The organism is Gilliamella sp. ESL0405, from assembly GCF_019469205.1.
Lineage (GTDB): Bacteria > Pseudomonadota > Gammaproteobacteria > Enterobacterales > Orbaceae > Gilliamella.
On sequence record NZ_CP048265.1, the window covers coordinates 1,626,608 to 1,642,853 of the forward strand.

General features: G+C 37.7%; 18 protein-coding genes and 1 CRISPR repeat array. Of the genes, 10 read left to right on the plus strand and 8 right to left on the minus strand.

The window, feature by feature from the left end:
* Positions 1-55 precede the first annotated feature (55 nt).
* The 4 genes from GYM74_RS07175 to zapB form a co-directional block, all read right to left on the minus strand.
* A complete protein-coding gene (locus tag GYM74_RS07175) occupies positions 56-535 on the minus strand; it encodes a C40 family peptidase (protein ID WP_220217544.1) in 480 nt (159 codons plus the stop codon).
* Position 536: 1 nt separating this feature from the next.
* A complete protein-coding gene (locus tag GYM74_RS07180; RefSeq protein WP_220217545.1) occupies positions 537-1,895 on the minus strand; it encodes a DUF3482 domain-containing protein in 1,359 nt (452 codons plus the stop codon).
* A 4-nt stretch (positions 1,896-1,899) separates the two neighbouring features.
* A complete protein-coding gene (locus tag GYM74_RS07185; protein ID WP_220217546.1) occupies positions 1,900-3,198 on the minus strand; it encodes a DUF2868 domain-containing protein in 1,299 nt (432 codons plus the stop codon).
* 76 nt (positions 3,199-3,274) lie between these two features.
* Positions 3,275-3,520, minus strand: coding sequence for a cell division protein ZapB (gene zapB / locus GYM74_RS07190; protein WP_220217547.1), 246 nt, complete (start codon positions 3,518-3,520; stop codon positions 3,275-3,277).
* A 100-nt stretch (positions 3,521-3,620) separates the two neighbouring features.
* Between zapB and tpiA the strand changes: the two genes are divergently transcribed.
* On the plus strand, positions 3,621-4,385 hold the full coding sequence (gene tpiA / locus GYM74_RS07195; protein WP_220217548.1) for a triose-phosphate isomerase: 765 nt from the start codon (positions 3,621-3,623) through the stop codon (positions 4,383-4,385).
* Between the two features lie 94 nt (positions 4,386-4,479).
* On the opposite strand, the gene GYM74_RS07200 is transcribed toward tpiA, so the two are convergent.
* Positions 4,480-4,707, minus strand: a complete 228-nt coding sequence (locus tag GYM74_RS07200) for a helix-turn-helix domain-containing protein (protein ID WP_220217549.1) — start codon at positions 4,705-4,707, stop codon at positions 4,480-4,482.
* Positions 4,708-4,863: 156 nt separating this feature from the next.
* Here GYM74_RS07200 and GYM74_RS07205 point away from each other — a divergent pair, with 156 nt between their 5' ends.
* From GYM74_RS07205 to GYM74_RS07240, 8 genes are all read left to right on the plus strand, one after another.
* On the plus strand, positions 4,864-5,550 hold the full coding sequence (locus GYM74_RS07205) for a LexA family transcriptional regulator (protein WP_220217550.1): 687 nt from the start codon (positions 4,864-4,866) through the stop codon (positions 5,548-5,550).
* A gap of 245 nt (positions 5,551-5,795) precedes the next feature.
* Positions 5,796-6,923, plus strand: coding sequence for a tRNA 2-thiouridine(34) synthase MnmA (gene mnmA / locus GYM74_RS07210; RefSeq protein ID WP_220217551.1), 1,128 nt, complete (start codon positions 5,796-5,798; stop codon positions 6,921-6,923).
* On the plus strand, positions 6,916-7,566 hold the full coding sequence (gene hflD, locus GYM74_RS07215) for a high frequency lysogenization protein HflD (RefSeq protein WP_220217552.1): 651 nt from the start codon (positions 6,916-6,918) through the stop codon (positions 7,564-7,566). Before mnmA ends, hflD begins: the two co-directional genes overlap by 8 nt.
* Before the next feature lie 51 nt (positions 7,567-7,617).
* Positions 7,618-8,988: an adenylosuccinate lyase gene (gene purB / locus GYM74_RS07220; protein WP_220217553.1), complete on the plus strand. Its 1,371-nt coding sequence runs from the start codon at positions 7,618-7,620 to the stop codon at positions 8,986-8,988.
* Between the two features lie 136 nt (positions 8,989-9,124).
* Entirely contained in the window at positions 9,125-10,045 is a 921-nt protein-coding gene (gene hemC / locus GYM74_RS07225; RefSeq protein ID WP_220217554.1) for a hydroxymethylbilane synthase, read from the plus strand.
* On the plus strand, positions 10,042-10,791 hold the full coding sequence (locus GYM74_RS07230) for a uroporphyrinogen-III synthase (protein ID WP_220217555.1): 750 nt from the start codon (positions 10,042-10,044) through the stop codon (positions 10,789-10,791). The genes hemC and GYM74_RS07230 overlap by 4 nt, the downstream gene beginning before the upstream one ends.
* Positions 10,792-10,799: 8 nt before the next feature.
* Positions 10,800-12,242 (plus strand): uroporphyrinogen-III C-methyltransferase, encoded by a 1,443-nt coding sequence (locus GYM74_RS07235; protein ID WP_220217556.1) that lies wholly within the window; start codon positions 10,800-10,802, stop codon positions 12,240-12,242.
* Positions 12,243-12,252: 10 nt separating this feature from the next.
* Positions 12,253-13,152, plus strand: a complete 900-nt coding sequence (locus GYM74_RS07240; RefSeq protein ID WP_220217557.1) for a heme biosynthesis HemY N-terminal domain-containing protein — start codon at positions 12,253-12,255, stop codon at positions 13,150-13,152.
* 54 nt (positions 13,153-13,206) lie between these two features.
* On the opposite strand, the gene GYM74_RS07245 is transcribed toward GYM74_RS07240, so the two are convergent.
* Both GYM74_RS07245 and GYM74_RS07250 read right to left on the minus strand, forming a co-directional pair.
* Entirely contained in the window at positions 13,207-13,530 is a 324-nt protein-coding gene (locus GYM74_RS07245) for an AzlD domain-containing protein (RefSeq protein WP_220217558.1), read from the minus strand.
* Complete coding sequence (locus GYM74_RS07250; RefSeq protein ID WP_220217559.1) at positions 13,527-14,222, minus strand: AzlC family ABC transporter permease; 696 nt, start codon at positions 14,220-14,222, stop codon at positions 13,527-13,529. Before GYM74_RS07250 ends, GYM74_RS07245 begins: the two co-directional genes overlap by 4 nt.
* A gap of 304 nt (positions 14,223-14,526) precedes the next feature.
* Here GYM74_RS07250 and gmk point away from each other — a divergent pair, with 304 nt between their 5' ends.
* The gene (gmk, locus tag GYM74_RS07255) at positions 14,527-15,156 is read left to right on the plus strand and encodes a guanylate kinase (RefSeq protein WP_220217560.1); all 630 of its coding nucleotides are present in this window, start codon (positions 14,527-14,529) and stop codon (positions 15,154-15,156) included.
* 104 nt (positions 15,157-15,260) lie between these two features.
* On the opposite strand, the gene gloA is transcribed toward gmk, so the two are convergent.
* A complete protein-coding gene (gene gloA / locus GYM74_RS07260; RefSeq protein WP_255556104.1) occupies positions 15,261-15,668 on the minus strand; it encodes a lactoylglutathione lyase in 408 nt (135 codons plus the stop codon).
* Between the two features lie 137 nt (positions 15,669-15,805).
* Positions 15,806-16,134: a CRISPR direct-repeat array (repeat unit 28 nt; unit sequence TTTCTAAACAGCTTATGCAGCTTTAAAG).
* Positions 16,135-16,246: the final 112 nt, after the last annotated feature.

Here is a 16,246-nt window from a genome sequence, read left to right on the forward strand (position 1 = left end):
TTTAACTGACAGCAATTAAAGCGCTTTTAACAAATCTTGCGAAAATAAATAATAATTATTTATCGGTTATTCGGCGAGTCATCCAATAGTGTTTTTTCCAATAATCTTCATTCAGATTTGAGTAGATAACCCCTTTGGAAGTTGAAGCATGTAAGAATTTACCATTGTCATAATAGATACCGACATGTAAACCACTACGGCTTCGTCCAGTTTTGAAAAATACTAAATCCCCTGCTTTTGGTTGGGTAACTTTATAGCCCAATTTAGCCTGCTCCGCCGCGCTTCTTGGTAAGTTTTTAGAAAGTCGGTTTTTGAAAAAATTCATCACTAAACCGGAACAATCACTCCCTGCTAACGTTGTTCCACCATAGCGGTAAGGTGTTTTTTTCCACTTTTTGTAGTGTGACTCAATTTTAGCCAACATTTGTGGATCAGATTTAGAGTTTTTTGTCGACACTTGCCCTTGACTAGTGCTACAACCAAATAAAGTAAAAAGGCAAAAAAGTAATGCAGTGATTAAAAAACGCTTATTCAAATTAAAAGAGCTGCTCGGCAACACTCCTAATTGTTGATTGTCTCTTCTTATCATTTCTTTTTGTTCCCTTGTTTAAAGTCGACCACTGTGAATATCGTCTTGCTACCTTAAGAGATTTAGGTAACTGTCCTTTTTCCCATTCGCTCTGGTCTAATTTAGACAACATAATCGGCGATAAATTCGCATGGCTTCGATGATTTAGGCTTTCTTTCAGTCGAATAAGACGTAAAGAAAGAAAACAAATAATCACATCATCGACGCTTAATTTACTATATCCAGAAAGCTGATAGCGCATTCTGGCACCATAATGTTTAGCTGTTTGCATCAAACTACCAACCGCCCCGCCAATTAAAGCAGCAGAGCCAAAGGTAATACCACCTGTTGCCAAATCAATACTGGCGCCGATAGTAGCACCTGATACAAAACCTTTAGTCAAATGCATACCGACAGTTTTTAAAGCATCAACATTAAAAAGATCGGCTTTGTAACGACCTTTGATTAAAGGTAAATTCTCTTCACTCTCTTGCGATGAATCGAATTGATACAGCTTTAACAATTGGTTGATTGCTGTTTGCTCTCGTTGTCTAACCTTATTTTGCATATCGGTAATGGCTTGTTTATCATCAACTTTAGCCATTTCATAAAAAGCTGTCACATCAACTAAGGCTTCAGCAATAATCCGATTAGCGGTTTGATTACGAGATTGACGCATTTGAGCAATCTTAGCTAACCAATGGTTTAAAATCTCTTTTGCTGGTTCAACCAAAAGTGCTAAACTTTGGTATAAACGCTCCTCACCATCGAGTGGTGGGAAAATAGCATCAAAGCGTATGATAGCATGAATCCCTATTCGAGATAGCAATCTTTTCCAATCCTTTTCATTTTGTTTTTCTTCGGCAGTAAAGTTAAGCACTGCTAAAATAGGTTTATCGCTATTGGCTAAAATTGCCAGCTCGTCATGATACTTGTCTAATATAGGCTCACGCACGTCTATCACGTAAATCGCCGCATCGCTATTTAACACTTGTCGAATCACTTTAGCTTCTTGATTAAAGAGATTTTCTGCCTCCGGGCTTTGTAAAAAAAACGTTAATTTGTCAACGCCGTCAAGCTTAGCATTAGCCGGCACTATCTGATTAATATATTCATAAAGTGCCAAACTATCTTCTAAACCGGGTGTATCATAAAAAATAATAGATTGATCGTGCGCTAAAGGTAATTTAATTGATTCTACATGTCGGGTTGTACCGGGTTTATCGGAAACATCGCCAAAATGACTGTTGCGACTTAATGCCCGTAATAGTGACGTTTTGCCAACGTTTGCATGCCCCACCACGGCTAATTTTAAAGTTGTCAGCATATTATCAATCCTCAGTTAACCAGACAGGATCCGCCTGCATCAAAGAAAGTGACTGCCAATTATGATACTGCTTACCTTGATTAATAAACCAAATTCGACACTGCTGCGACTTATTCATCAATTGATTAATAAAGTTTAATAAACCTCTATCAGGCGATCGGTCAGTATCAATAGCTATTAACAATTTTTTAGCCGGTGATAACTGAAGATAATCTAACATTTGCGTGCGACTATCACGGGTATTAAGAAAACCTGAAAAGTGTACATCTTCCGGCGGATGCCAATTGTCTTGAATATCTACTGCAACTAAAAATGCCCCATTGCCTTGTTCTATTTGCTTACTTGCCAAGCGCCATTGACTATGCCCTTTTTGGTCTTCATCCTCAATCTGGGTATCTAAAGGTTGCAGTTGATTGGCAAGGATTTGGTAATCGGGATCATCCATATCGAGCTCAATTTTACGGCGACTTATCAACCAGTTAATACCACAAAAAACCATACACAAAAAGCGAACAGCTAACCCATAAACAATAAACACCCCTAACAGCCAAACAGCCCATGCGGAACGAATTTCACCGGCACTTAAAGCGTGTTCACTCATTTTAATCACATCAGCATTTGGAATATCAAATCCGAGTAATGACGGTAAGAAGCCTAAATAATGAGTTAAATGGATAATGGTATCCGAACTTAATAAGGTCGTTTTCCACTCAAAACTGTAATGCTGGGTTGAAAACAGCACTAAAAGCAGCAATAAAGCACTGGTTAAAATCACCGTCCAAAACAAGTTGAGAACAAAACCGATAAGCCAACGAATGCGAGCACCAAATAGCTTAACAAATGCGGGAATAAGCTGTTCAACGGTCTTTTTTTGATAAAGCTTTTTGGCTAACCATAACCAACAGTGAATTAATAAACTGCCACCAAAATTTGAAAGGAAAAAAAACGAGCAAAGCCAAATAAACAGAGTAATAAGGTGCACACCCAACAAACTAAATAGCGCCCAGTACAGATTGACAGGATTTTGACTTAATGCGCTAAAAGCAAGCGATGCGCCTAGAAAAACCGAAACAATTAATAACAAAAAAAAGGAAATTTTAGCCGAACGTAATAGCCGTTTTACAATGGTATATAAGCCATTTTGCTTAGCTAACATTTCTGCACGCATCACAATACGATCAATCGGCGAAGTTTGTAGCGATCTCACTTGACGATTAATATCTTGGTCAGCAAATCGCCCGGATTCGCTTTCAATTAAATGAATGGTTTCGGTCAGCCATAATGACTCAAGTTTATCTCGCATTATATTTGATCTTCACGTTTAATGAATCGATAAAAGAAACGCGACATAAGTCGCGTTCGAGAGTAAGTCACAACAACTATTGTGTTATTTCGCCAATTTTACTTAACAGAGTTTGAATACGTTGTTGCCACACTTGTTGATCTTGCTTAAGTTTTTCGTTTTCAGCGCGTAAGGTTTTAATCTCATCAGAACTATCATTGATCAGTTGCTCCAACTCTTGATTACCTTGCTTTAACGTCGCAATTTCATGTTGTAATGTATTGATAGTATTAACGGTATGTTGGACTTTACTTTCCAATTGATTCAATATTTCTAATGACATATTTTTCCTCAAACTCAATTTATTTGGTATATAATAGGTAGTATTATAACGAATTCATTCTGAAATCAACACCTTTTTAAAATATAAGTTGGAGAAAATTATGCGAAAACCACTCGTTATGGGTAACTGGAAACTCAATGGTAGTATCGAAATGGCTAAAAGCTTAGTAGAAGGACTAAGAAACGAGCTATCGACTGATGTCGATTGTGATGTTGCAATTGCCCCACCGGTTGTCTATTTAGACTTTGTTAAACACCAATTAGGTGGATCGAATATTATTTTAGGTGCGCAAGATGTCGATATTCATCTTTCCGGCGCTTACACTGGTGAAGTATCTGCAACCATGTTAAAAGAAGTTGGCGTTACGCATGTGATTATTGGTCACTCTGAGCGTCGTACTTATCACAAAGAATCAGACGAATTTATCGCACAAAAATTTGGCGTGTTGAAAGAAGCCGGTCTAGTGCCTGTACTTTGTATCGGTGAAACTGAAGCAGAAAACGAAGCGGGTCAAACTCAAGCAGTTTGTGCACGTCAAATTGATGCAGTGATTAACGCATTAGGCGTTCAAGCGTTCAATGGTGCAGTTATTGCTTACGAACCGGTTTGGGCAATTGGTACAGGCAAATCAGCCACTCCTGCGCAAGCACAAGCTGTACATAAATTCATTCGTGATCATATTGCTAAACAAGATGCCAAAGTCGCTGAGCAAGTGATTATTCAATATGGTGGCTCAGTCAACGATAAAAATGCAGCAGAACTGTTTACTCAACCAGACATCGACGGTGCGTTAGTTGGTGGTGCATCATTAAAAGCCGATGCTTTTGCAGTGATTGTTAAGGCCGCTGAACAAGCTAAAAAGTAGTCAATAAAGTTTTATCTGCAAATTTTTATCGATAAAACGATATTTAAAAAAAAAGACACTTAAATTGTGTCTTTTTTTATTTAAATCAAAAAAATTATTTTTTTCTTTTGTTTTCATATCTTGTTGGCCAAATTTTCTCAACTGGCACTTGTAAATAATCCGCAATAATCCGTTCATACTTAGGGCAATGGCGGTATAACGCATTTCTTAATGTATCGGCTTGTAAACCACTTGAACGTGATAAAGCTCTTAAATTTCCACCTCTAATTTTGATTTCACCAACGACTCTTGATGGTGACCAGTCTTGATCTTGTTCTCTCATTATGAGATCCTCTATTGGTTAATTTTTTTGCTATTGTAGAGATTATCGGTATTACAATATCAAATTGTTAATAAGTTACCAACAAAGAATAACACATAAAAAAACGAATTAAAACAATAAAAATAAAAAAAGCAACAGAAAACGGAATGAAAAACAATGGAAAACAAATTAAAAACACAAGACGAACAGGAAAAAACACGAGCTCTAACTAATACAGGAGTAATTAACTTTAAAAATAGATTAATGCTTGTTTTAGAAGGTTTATCCGGCAACGCTTTTGCTAAAAAAGTCGGCATGTCAGAAGCAGTAATAAGAGATTATTTATGCGGAAAAACATATCCCTCTTTAAATCGATTAGCAATCATTGCTGTGAAATGTGATGTTCCTATAGAATGGTTAGCCACCGGTAAAGGCGAATGTCGCTTAGTGCCAGAAAGTAAAGGTCGTAACTCAGTTCATATACCTCTGCACCACTTAAATGAAAGTAGTAGCGCTTTCTCACATATCGAATCAATCCCATTTGATATAAGCTTAATTAAGCGACAAGGATGTAATATAGAAGACCTTACCGCCGTTTGGGCGAAAGGCGATAGTATGGAGCCAACGATATCTAATCATGATATTTTGATTGTTAATCAAGCAAACTGTAAACCAATTGACGGTTATCTTTATGCGATACAGTATGAAGATCAGATTAGTATTAAACGAATTCAAAATCATGGTTCGAATTTAGTATTTATACATGATAATCCTAAATATCCAACGATTGTTGGTAATAAATATAAATCGAAAGAGTATGAAATTGTTGGTCATGTCGTGTACTTGTTAAAAGATTTAATTTAGTACAAAACGCATTAACACAAACCAACAATTTGATTGATAAAATACATGGCAATTGTTGGTTTGACTGATTTTCGTTTTTTTATGCGAACTCTGACGATTGAAATTTGGCTAAGATTGCGCTGATTTATCAAAGGTTTGAGTATAAAAATTTGACACTGGATAAACCGCTACCAGCATAACTTTATACTTTTTACCGTAATTATGATAAAATTTAGCAAAATTTTTTGCCTATTAATTTTGTTATTATGTCTAATATAAATTCTCGAAAAAAAGTCGTGGTCGGCATGTCTGGTGGCGTCGATTCATCGGTCTCAGCATATCTATTACAACAACAGGGATATGATGTTGTTGGATTATTTATGAAAAACTGGGAAGAAGACGACACGGAAGAATATTGCTCAGCAGCGGTTGATTTAGCCGATGCTCAAGCTGTTTGCGATAAATTGAACATAAAATTACACACTATCAACTTTGCTGCCGAGTATTGGGATAATGTGTTTGAACATTTTTTATCAGAATATAAAGCGGGTCGAACACCAAACCCCGACATTTTGTGTAACAAAGAGATTAAATTTAAAGCCTTTCTGGAATATGCGGCCGAAGATCTTGGCGCCGATTATATTGCAACCGGGCACTATGTTCGCAAACGGGAAAACGGTGATCAAGTTCAATTGTTACGAGGAATCGACAACAACAAAGATCAAAGTTATTTTTTATATACACTTAGTAAAGATCAAGTTCGTCAAAGTTTATTCCCGGTAGGAGAACTGGAAAAACCGCAAGTGCGAGAAATCGCTAAGCAGTTAGGATTAGCAACAGCAGCGAAAAAAGATTCTACCGGTATCTGTTTTATTGGTGAGCGTAAATTTAGTGACTTTTTAGCACGCTATTTACCGGCTCAATCAGGCGTTATTCGCACCGTTGATGGTGAAGTGATTGGTAAGCATCAAGGGCTTATGTATCACACCTTAGGACAACGTAAAGGGCTGGGTATCGGTGGGCTAAAACAAGCCGATGATACTCCATGGTATGTGGTCGATAAAGATATCGAAAATAACGAACTAATCGTTGCGCAAGGTCACAATCACCCTGCTCTATTTTCCAACGGCTTGATAGCTAAGCAATTACATTGGGTTGATCGACAAGTGGTTACCCAACCGTTTCGTTGCACCGTAAAAACACGTTACCGCCAGCAAGATATTGCTTGTCAAGTCACCCCATTAGGCGAAGACACCATAGAAGTGTTATTTGATCAACCAGTTGCAGCGGTCACACCCGGACAATCAGCGGTGTTTTATCAAGGAGAAGTCTGCCTTGGCGGTGGCATTATCGAGCAAAGAATAGTCAGTAGTAAGGAGTGTGAGTGTGAATAACAAGTATCATCATATCGCAATGGCTTTAGCCGGGGTTACCCAAAGTGCAATTTTAATTCCACAATTAGCTAATACAGGTATTTGTAGTAATGAACTTTATCAACGATCAATTAAAAGCATATTTAATACTTCGCCTTTAACCACCGATGATGTTTATGATGGTATAAAAAATATTCGAACAGGTTTACACACTCTGGTACAACTTTTGACGTCCGGACAAAAAGAGCAAGTAGAAATTATTCGTTATCTATTTGGCTCGTTGAGTGTAACTAATAAATTACTAAAAAATAGTGAAGCGCTAAATAAAATTGATCAGCGTTTAACACGCATTTCAGGGCTTTACCAAAACAATATGGACTTTGAAACCATTGAAAGCCACATTGATGATTTGTCTTACTCATTAGCCGGAATCTATTCAGACATTATCAGCCCTTTATCAACCAAAATAAAAGTAGTAGGTAAAGCTGAATTTTTACAAAATTCACTGGTTCAGGCTAAAGTAAGAACTTCACTGCTAGGCTGCGTGCGTTCAGCTATTTTATGGTATCAAGTTGGTGGCAGTCGTCTGCAAATTCTTTTTTGTCGAAAACGAATTTGTGTTGCGGCTCAGGAATTATTACAACAGATTAATCAAAACGATTAATTATCTAAATTTTATAAATCATATTTTAAAAATCGTAACGGAGTTAAACCGATGGAATTATCTGCACTTACTGCCCTTTCACCGATAGACGGGCGATATGGTGATAAAACAACCGAATTACGCACCATTTTTAGTGAATACGGATTATTAAAGTACCGTGTACAAGTCGAAGTTCGTTGGTTACAAATGTTAGCCTCACAAGCAGATATCGCCGAGGTTCCGGCCTTAAGTCAACTAGCCATGACGCATCTAAATCAAATTGTTGAACAGTTCAACTTACAAGATGCGCAGCGAATTAAAGAAATAGAAAAAACCACCAATCACGATGTAAAAGCCGTTGAGTATTTCTTAAAAGAAAAAGTCATGACCAATGAAGAGCTACATGCCATTAATGAGTTTATCCATTTTGCTTGTACCTCAGAAGATATTAATAACTTATCTTATGCATTGATGCTAAAAACAGCCAGAGAAACAGTATTAATCCCCTATTGGAAAAAACTGATTGATAGCATAACCGCACAAGCGAAAGCTTACCGTGATTTACCGCTACTATCACGCACCCACGGTCAACCGGCCACCCCGTCAACAATTGGCAAAGAGTTTGCCAATGTAGCGTACCGTTTGCAACGCCAACTAAAACAACTTGAATCAGTTGATATCCTGGGCAAAATAAACGGCGCAACCGGTAACTACAATGCGCACATGGTTGCTTATCCGCAAGTTAATTGGCATCAATTAAGTGAATCATTTGTCAATTCTTTAGGATTAAAGTGGAATCCTTACACCACCCAAATCGAACCGCATGATTATATCGCGGAGTTTTTTGATTGTGTTGCTCGCTTTAATACGATTTTAATTGACTTCGATCGGGATGTTTGGGGTTATATCTCACTCAACCATTTTAAACAAAAAACCGTAGCCGGCGAAATTGGCTCTTCTACCATGCCTCATAAAGTGAATCCGATTGATTTTGAAAACTCAGAAGGTAATTTAGGTATTGCTAATGCAATAATGAGCCATTTAGGAAGCAAATTACCGATCTCTCGTTGGCAACGAGATTTGACCGATTCAACCGTATTACGTAATTTAGGCGTGGGCATTGGCTATGCCATTATTGCTTATCAATCGACCTTAAAAGGCTTAAATAAGCTTGAAGTCAATCACGAGTTTCTGCTTGAAGAGCTTAATCGTAACTGGGAAGTATTAGCTGAGCCGATTCAAACTGTTATGCGCCGTTATGGTATCGAAAAACCTTACGAAAAATTAAAAGAGCTCACTCGAGGTAAACGAGTTGATGCGCAAGGCATGCAACAATTTATCGAATCGTTAGATATACCGGAAGCAGAAAAAGCCCGTCTTAAGCAGTTAACACCGGCTAACTATATTGGTTATGCCGTTAATTTTGTTGATAACTTATCATAACCATTCCCGGGCGCTAGCGGGAAACAATATCGCCTGCTAGCGTCATCATGACCAATAAAATAATAATCAAATTAGAAAATAGCAGGCTAATTTGTAAGAAATGACAATAACATTATCGATAAAATAGGGAAATCAATTGAAAATTCGTATTGCAACCCGTAAAAGCCCATTAGCGCTATGGCAAGCCAATTTTGTTAAACAACAACTTGAAACATTTCACCCCTCTTTGGTTGTCGAATTGGTACCAATGGTCACTCAAGGTGATGTATTGTTAGAAAGCCCACTGTCAAAAATTGGCGGTAAAGGGCTATTTGTGAAGCAACTTGAACAAGCCATTATGAATGGCCAAGCAGATATTGCCGTGCATTCAATCAAAGATATTCCGGCTGTATTTCCGCAGGGTTTAACCCTATCGACTGTTTGTCAACGTGATGAGATGCGCGATGCTTTGATTTCTAACCAGTATCAACATCTTGATGAACTCCCTCATGGCGCAGTCGTCGGCACCTCTAGCTTACGTCGCCAATGTCAATTGCGGGCGAGATATCCGCATTTACAAATTAAAGATCTGCGAGGCAATGTCGGTACACGATTAACTAAATTGGATAATCAAGAGTATGATGCCATTATTTTAGCGGCAGTCGGGTTGAAACGGTTAGGTCTGCAAAATCGAATTAAACAATATATTGATACCGATCTCATCTTACCGGCAGTTGGGCAAGGAACAATTGGTATTGAGAGCCGAGCCGATGATAAAACGCTATCCGAACTGCTAACGCCACTGGAGGATAAAAAAAGCCGAATTTGTATTGAGGCAGAACGAGCCATGAATCTTGCACTTCAAGGTGGTTGCCAAGTGCCGATTGCCTGTTTGAGCCAACTAGAGAATGATAGTTTAACCCTCCGTGGTTTGGTAGGCCGAATAGACGGCAGCGAAATGATCAAAGCCGAAATTACCGGTCATTCCACTCAAGCTGAAGCATTAGGACGCCAATTAGCCGATAACTTATTAGCGCAAGGTGCTAAAGCAATATTAGCGGAATTAAATGGCGGATGATTTACATCACCAGACCTTCACCTGAAGGCGAGTTGTTAACAAGGCAACTTAACCAAGCCAATTTAGCGGCAACACATCTGCCTTTTTTTGCTATTTCAGCCGGTCAAGATTTAGATAAATTACCGGCTCAACTTGCGCAATTAGACAGCTCAGCCATAGTAATTGTGGTATCACCGCAAGTTAGCCATATCCTTAAACAACAAGCGGTGTCGATTAACTTTCCTAAGCAGATTAAGTATTATGCTGTCGGCAAAAGATCGGCGACTTTATTTCGTCAATTAAGCCAAACAACTGTCCACTACCCGACTTGCGAAAACAGCGAAGGACTTCTAGCTTTACTTGAAAAACAACCATTAGCGGGTCGCAAAGCATTGATACTTTGTGGTAATGGCGGGCGGGAATTATTAGCCCAACAGCTATGCAAACACAACATGGACGTTACGCGTTTAGCATGTTATCATCGACAAGCAATTCACTATCCGGCAACTATCTTAGCAACAGATATCAGCCAACAACTTATCGTCATTACCAGTATTGAACATTTGATGCAACTGGAAAGATATTGCCAAACAGCGCATAAAAATCACGCTCAATTAATTGTAAGCAGTGAGCGAATTTATCATCGAGCCAAACAACTAAAATGGCAAAAAGTTTTGCCTATTGACTGCGCAAATAATCAAATTTTGTTTAAAACAGTATTAACTCTATGCCATAATGTCATAAATGAAACTAAAAATGTTAAATGAGGTAAGTTATGCCATTGAGACATTACAGCGCTAATGCAACACTTTCCAATATTAGTACAACTTCATTTAACCAACCGCCCAAAATGTCTAACAACAAAGCGAAACCGACTATGAAAGAGAATAAAAAAAATCCAGTAGATGATACGCAACCCAACGCTAAAATGGAACAAACCACTTCAGCATCAGCGCAAAGCAATAAAGCTAAAGTGCCTGTATCAAAACTCTCTTTAGTAGCTATTGCGTTAACTGTCTGCCTTGCCGGTGCCATGGGTTATTACGGATATGATCAGTTAAAAGAACAGAAAAAAACGATTTCAGCACTTAAAGCCCAATTAGCTAACTATAAACAAAACACCAAAGAGAGTATTTTAAATGATTTGCAAAATACCCTCACCACAGCACAAAATACTCAGAATCAAAAAATAACCTCACTTGAACAGCGTGTTGATCGTAAACTCAATGAACAACAACAAACGCAACAATTATTGGTTAATCAAGTTAACGACTCAACCAAGTTATACGAACAAAGCTTTCATAATCTCAATGAACGATTAGCAGCAATGTCCACAACCGATCATCATGTTTGGCTGATTTCTCAAGCTAACTACCTAGTCCATTTAGCCGGTAGAAAGATATGGAATGATCAAGATTACACTTCCGCCCGATTACTGCTAAAAAGTGCCGATGAAAGCTTAGCACAAATTGACGATTCCAATTTATTGCCTGCCCGACAAGCGATCACTAATGATATAAATGCCCTCTCTCACGTCAGCTTTATTGACACTGACGGCATTATTTTAAATCTCCTGAGTTTATCTGAGTCAATTACCGACCTGCCGTTAGTGGGTAATAATACGCAGGATGATAAAGGCAAAACAGAGTCAACTCAAGAGCCGCAACAATCTGCTACTGGTGAAAATATGACAGAATTACAATCAGTTACCCAATCAGCGGATCAAACAAGCGAAGATAACCAAGTAAGCTCATCAGTAAAAGATTGGTCGAACAATTTAACCAGTAATGCCGCATCATTTATGAGTAAATTTATTACAATTGAAAAAATAGATTCAACCGAGAACAATTTTGCTACTTGTTTAGATAAAGCCGACGGCGATGAAAAAAAGATTGTAAAATGCCAAATCTTACAAACACCATTAACATTAGATCAGTCGCTTAATCTGCGTGAAAATATTCGTTTCCGATTATTAATTGCCGCCCAAGCAGTGCCAAGGCATCAAGATGTTATTTATCAGCGAGCATTAAATGACACTGCGACATGGGTCAATGCCTACTTTGACAGCAATGCATCAAGTGTTAAGGCCTTCACAGATAGCTTAACAAAATTACAAAATCAATCGATAAGTAATCAAGATGTTCCTAATCAACTGACCAGTATCAGCGAGCTGGAAAAATTAATGCAAACTCGTGTACGTGCGATGCTGAGCAAATAGGAGAATAATAATGATAAAAATATTGATTATTTTCTTAGTATTAGTCGGCGGATTTTTCCTCGGACCACTATTACAGGGACATCAAGGCTCTGCCATATTTGAAGTGGCGGGATACAAAATTAGCATGTCTTTTAATACATTTGTGATACTCGTATTATTTGCCCTGCTGATTCTCTATATATTAAATTATCTTTTTAAAAAGATCCTCAATTCAAAAACCGCATTAGGTAATTGGTTACGTTTTAAATCGCCTAAAAAATCAAGAAAGCAATTAGAACAAGCGCAGATTGCCTTACTTGAAGGGGATTATCAACAAGCCGCTAAACTCTTTACCAAAAGTGCCAAAGGCGCCAATAATAGTGCACTGTCTTATCTACTTGCAGCGCAAGCACAAATTGACAGCAATCAAATCATTTCCGCCAATCAGTTATTAGAAAAAGCCGCCAAAGTAGTTGATGATAAAGAGTTATTTGCTTTCCAATTAGTGCAAGTCAGACTACAACTTAAAAATCATGAATATGGTTCAGCCAGAGTCTTAATCGATAAACTGTTAAATGAAAAACCACGTAACAACGAAGTGTTAAGATTGGCCGATCAGCTCTATTACTCAGTTGGCGATTATCAAGCCATAATCGACTTATTACCGACTATGTATAAAACCAACGCCTATAGTGACTCTCACTTAGACCAGCTAAAACAAGCCGCTTACATTGGCCGCATTAAACAGTTGTCTAAAAATAGTGATCCACTTGCGTTAATCAAATGGTGGAAGTCGCAACCAAAAGCAATCTTGAATAATGTGGCTTATCAAAAAGCGATGTCTTTCTATCTTAACGAATTAGGTCAAACAGCCGAATCAGCTAAGATGCTAAAATCGATTGAAAAGCTTGAATATAAAGAAAGAACATAAACACAAATCAGATAAACAGGGCAATAGCCCTGTTTTTTTATCTTCAATAAACGTTTAAACCATAAAATAACGAATCAGTGCCATAGCCACCACACCGCAAACCACAATGCACATTAAATTTTTAGTCACAATCGCCACAATAACTGTGGGAATTGTTGCTAAGCAGTATTCAATATTTAAATCGGGAAATTGCCCTTGTTTTGCAACAAACAGATTTTGCACAAACAGCGCTGTTAAAATACATAAAGGAACGTAGGATAAAAACCGAATAACGATATCCGGTAATTGTAATTTGCGCACCAACATAAACGGAATCACCCTCGGTAGCCAAGTAACAATGCCGCATCCTAAAATAATAAGTAAACTATAAATTGTCATGCGTTACGCTCCATTGCTATTCCCATAAAACATCCAGCAAAAGTACTGATTAAAATCGCCATTTCGGGTGACACAAAACGCATCAATAAAACTAACATAACCGCAACGGTTAACATGACAATCAACCGATTTTTGAGGCTTTTAGTTTTATCACTGATCAACTGTAAATAGAGTAAACCAATAAACATAGCGACCAGCGCATAATCTAAACCAAATTGCATCGGATTTGGCAACCATTCACCAATTAACGCCCCAATCAGACAAGACAAAATCCAGGCAATATAAGCAGTAAGATTAAGCCCATGCATCCATGAGGCATTTATCGGCTCTTTATTACTTAATGCATTCATCGCCACCGCAAAACTCTCATCGGTCAATAACGTGCCGATTCCGATATTATTCAGTAATGAATATTGACGAAAAGCAGGCGCCGTTGCCATGCTCATTAAAAAGTGGCGAGAATTAACTAAAAAAACAGTAAAAATAATGGCAGTAATTGGCGTTGCGACCAGCATTAATCCGGCAATAATAAATTGTGCCGCGCCGGCATAAACAATTACCGCCAGTAACGTCACTTCCAGTACCGATAAATGGGATGATTTGCCGACCACACCGGCAGCAATACCAATCCCAATATAGCCTAATAGCGTTGGAATACAGGCATAAACGCCATCTTTAAATGACAATGACATAATTCTCCCTCAAATATAACATTGTTATTGTAATTGATTGTTCTTGTGATTATTGTTTTTATAATTACAGGTTTTGTAATTATTGATTTTCCATTTTGTGAGTTAAACCGGGTCACTTTTTGTCAAGAAGTTTCAGAAATACCCTACGTAAAAGTAAAATTTCAGTCACCTATCAATACGATAAACAGCGATGCTTAACTATAATATGACACAATCTATGATTAAACTTTGCTATAATAGCGTTTAATCTGTCTCAATGACAATCTAAATAACTGATTATCAAAATTAAAAGTGGCAAACACCTATGTATATTGGAACCCTATTTATAATCTCTGCGCCAAGTGGTGCAGGTAAATCGAGTTTAATTCGTGCTTATTTAGCGCAAAAAAATCACTATCCGGCCAAAGTCTCTATTTCACACACCACCCGTGATCCTAGGCCTGGTGAAACGCATGGTGAACATTACTATTTTGTCGATCCTAAACATTTTCAGTCACTGATTAACGAAAATGCTTTTGTCGAATATGCTAAGGTATTTGATCACTATTACGGTACATCTAAAGCGGAAATAGAACAAAGTTTACTACAAGGCGTTAACGTTTTTTTAGATATCGATTGGCAAGGCGCTCAACAAGTCAGAGAGCAGCTCCCCCAAGCAAAAAGTATCTTTATTTTGCCCCCTTCACTTAAAGAGCTTAAAAATCGCTTAATAAAACGGGGACAAGACGACGCCAGTGTCATCGATAAAAGAATGGCAAAAGCCCAAGCTGAGATATCTCACTATAATGAATATGATTATGTCATTATCAATGATGATTTTGATGTATCACTGCAAGCTTTAAATGCCATTATTACAGCATCCAGCTTAGAACAATCAAAGCAAGCTATCGTTCATAAAACATTGTTATCTGACCTGTTAGCTGAGCAAAAATAAGTAACTTCTAGTCAGTCTCGTGCCGATTGCACTGCTTACACATTGTTAGATCAAATAAAAAGGGAATATCGCCGAACTTCGGCGATATCTCATCAGATAGGATTTTAGTGACCAAGCGCTTTATCGGCCTGATCATTTTGGATTAACTCTAATTTGTAACCGTCCGGGTCTTCAACAAAAGCGATAATGGTACTGCCACCTTTGACTGGTCCCGCTTCACGCGTTACCTTACCGCCGGCTTGCTTAACCTCTTCACACATTTTTGCCACATCATCAACGCCAATTGCGATATGCCCAAAAGCGGTACCGTGGTCATATTTATCTGTTCCCCAGTTATAGGTTAATTCAATCACCGAACTAGTTGATTCATCACCATAACCTAAAAAAGCTAACGAGTATTGATACTGGGTATTTTCGCTCGTTCTTAACACCCGCATTCCCATTACACGGGTATAAAAATCAATTGAACGTTGTAAATCCCCTACTCGAATCATTGTATGTAATATACGCATTGCTTAATGTTCCTTTTTTGCTAATTTTACATTTTTTATTGAGTTTATACTTAAGCTTATAGGCAGGCAAATTTTTTTCGGAAAATTGCCTTTAAATTAAGCCTAACTGAGTGAATATTGAAGGTGTTTCAATGCCAGAGTAAAACGGCTTATGCAGCTTTAAAGAACGGAATTTATTGGGCAGACGATCGTACATTTTTCTAAACAGCTTATGCAGCTTTAAAGAATCACTCAAAAGAGTTGATTTATCTAAGCAATTTCTAAAAAGCTTACGCAGCTTTAAAGATAAAATCACAGGGTCAAAAGTTAATAGGCCATTTCTAAACAGCTTATGCAGCTTTAAAGAAGTAATAGTCGATTACAGGGGAGTATACTATTTTCTAAACAGCTTATGCAGCTTTAAAGAGTTCGGTATGCGTACCTTTTCCGTCGTCGTTTTTCTAAACAGCTTATGCAGCTTTAAAGTAGAATCCCACATACTATAAACACCGTTTATAAAAACACAAAGAGCAATTTTAAGTTTAAAAACCCTTTTTTCTAACACTTTTGCAATATATTGATTTTTAATGTTTTTATTT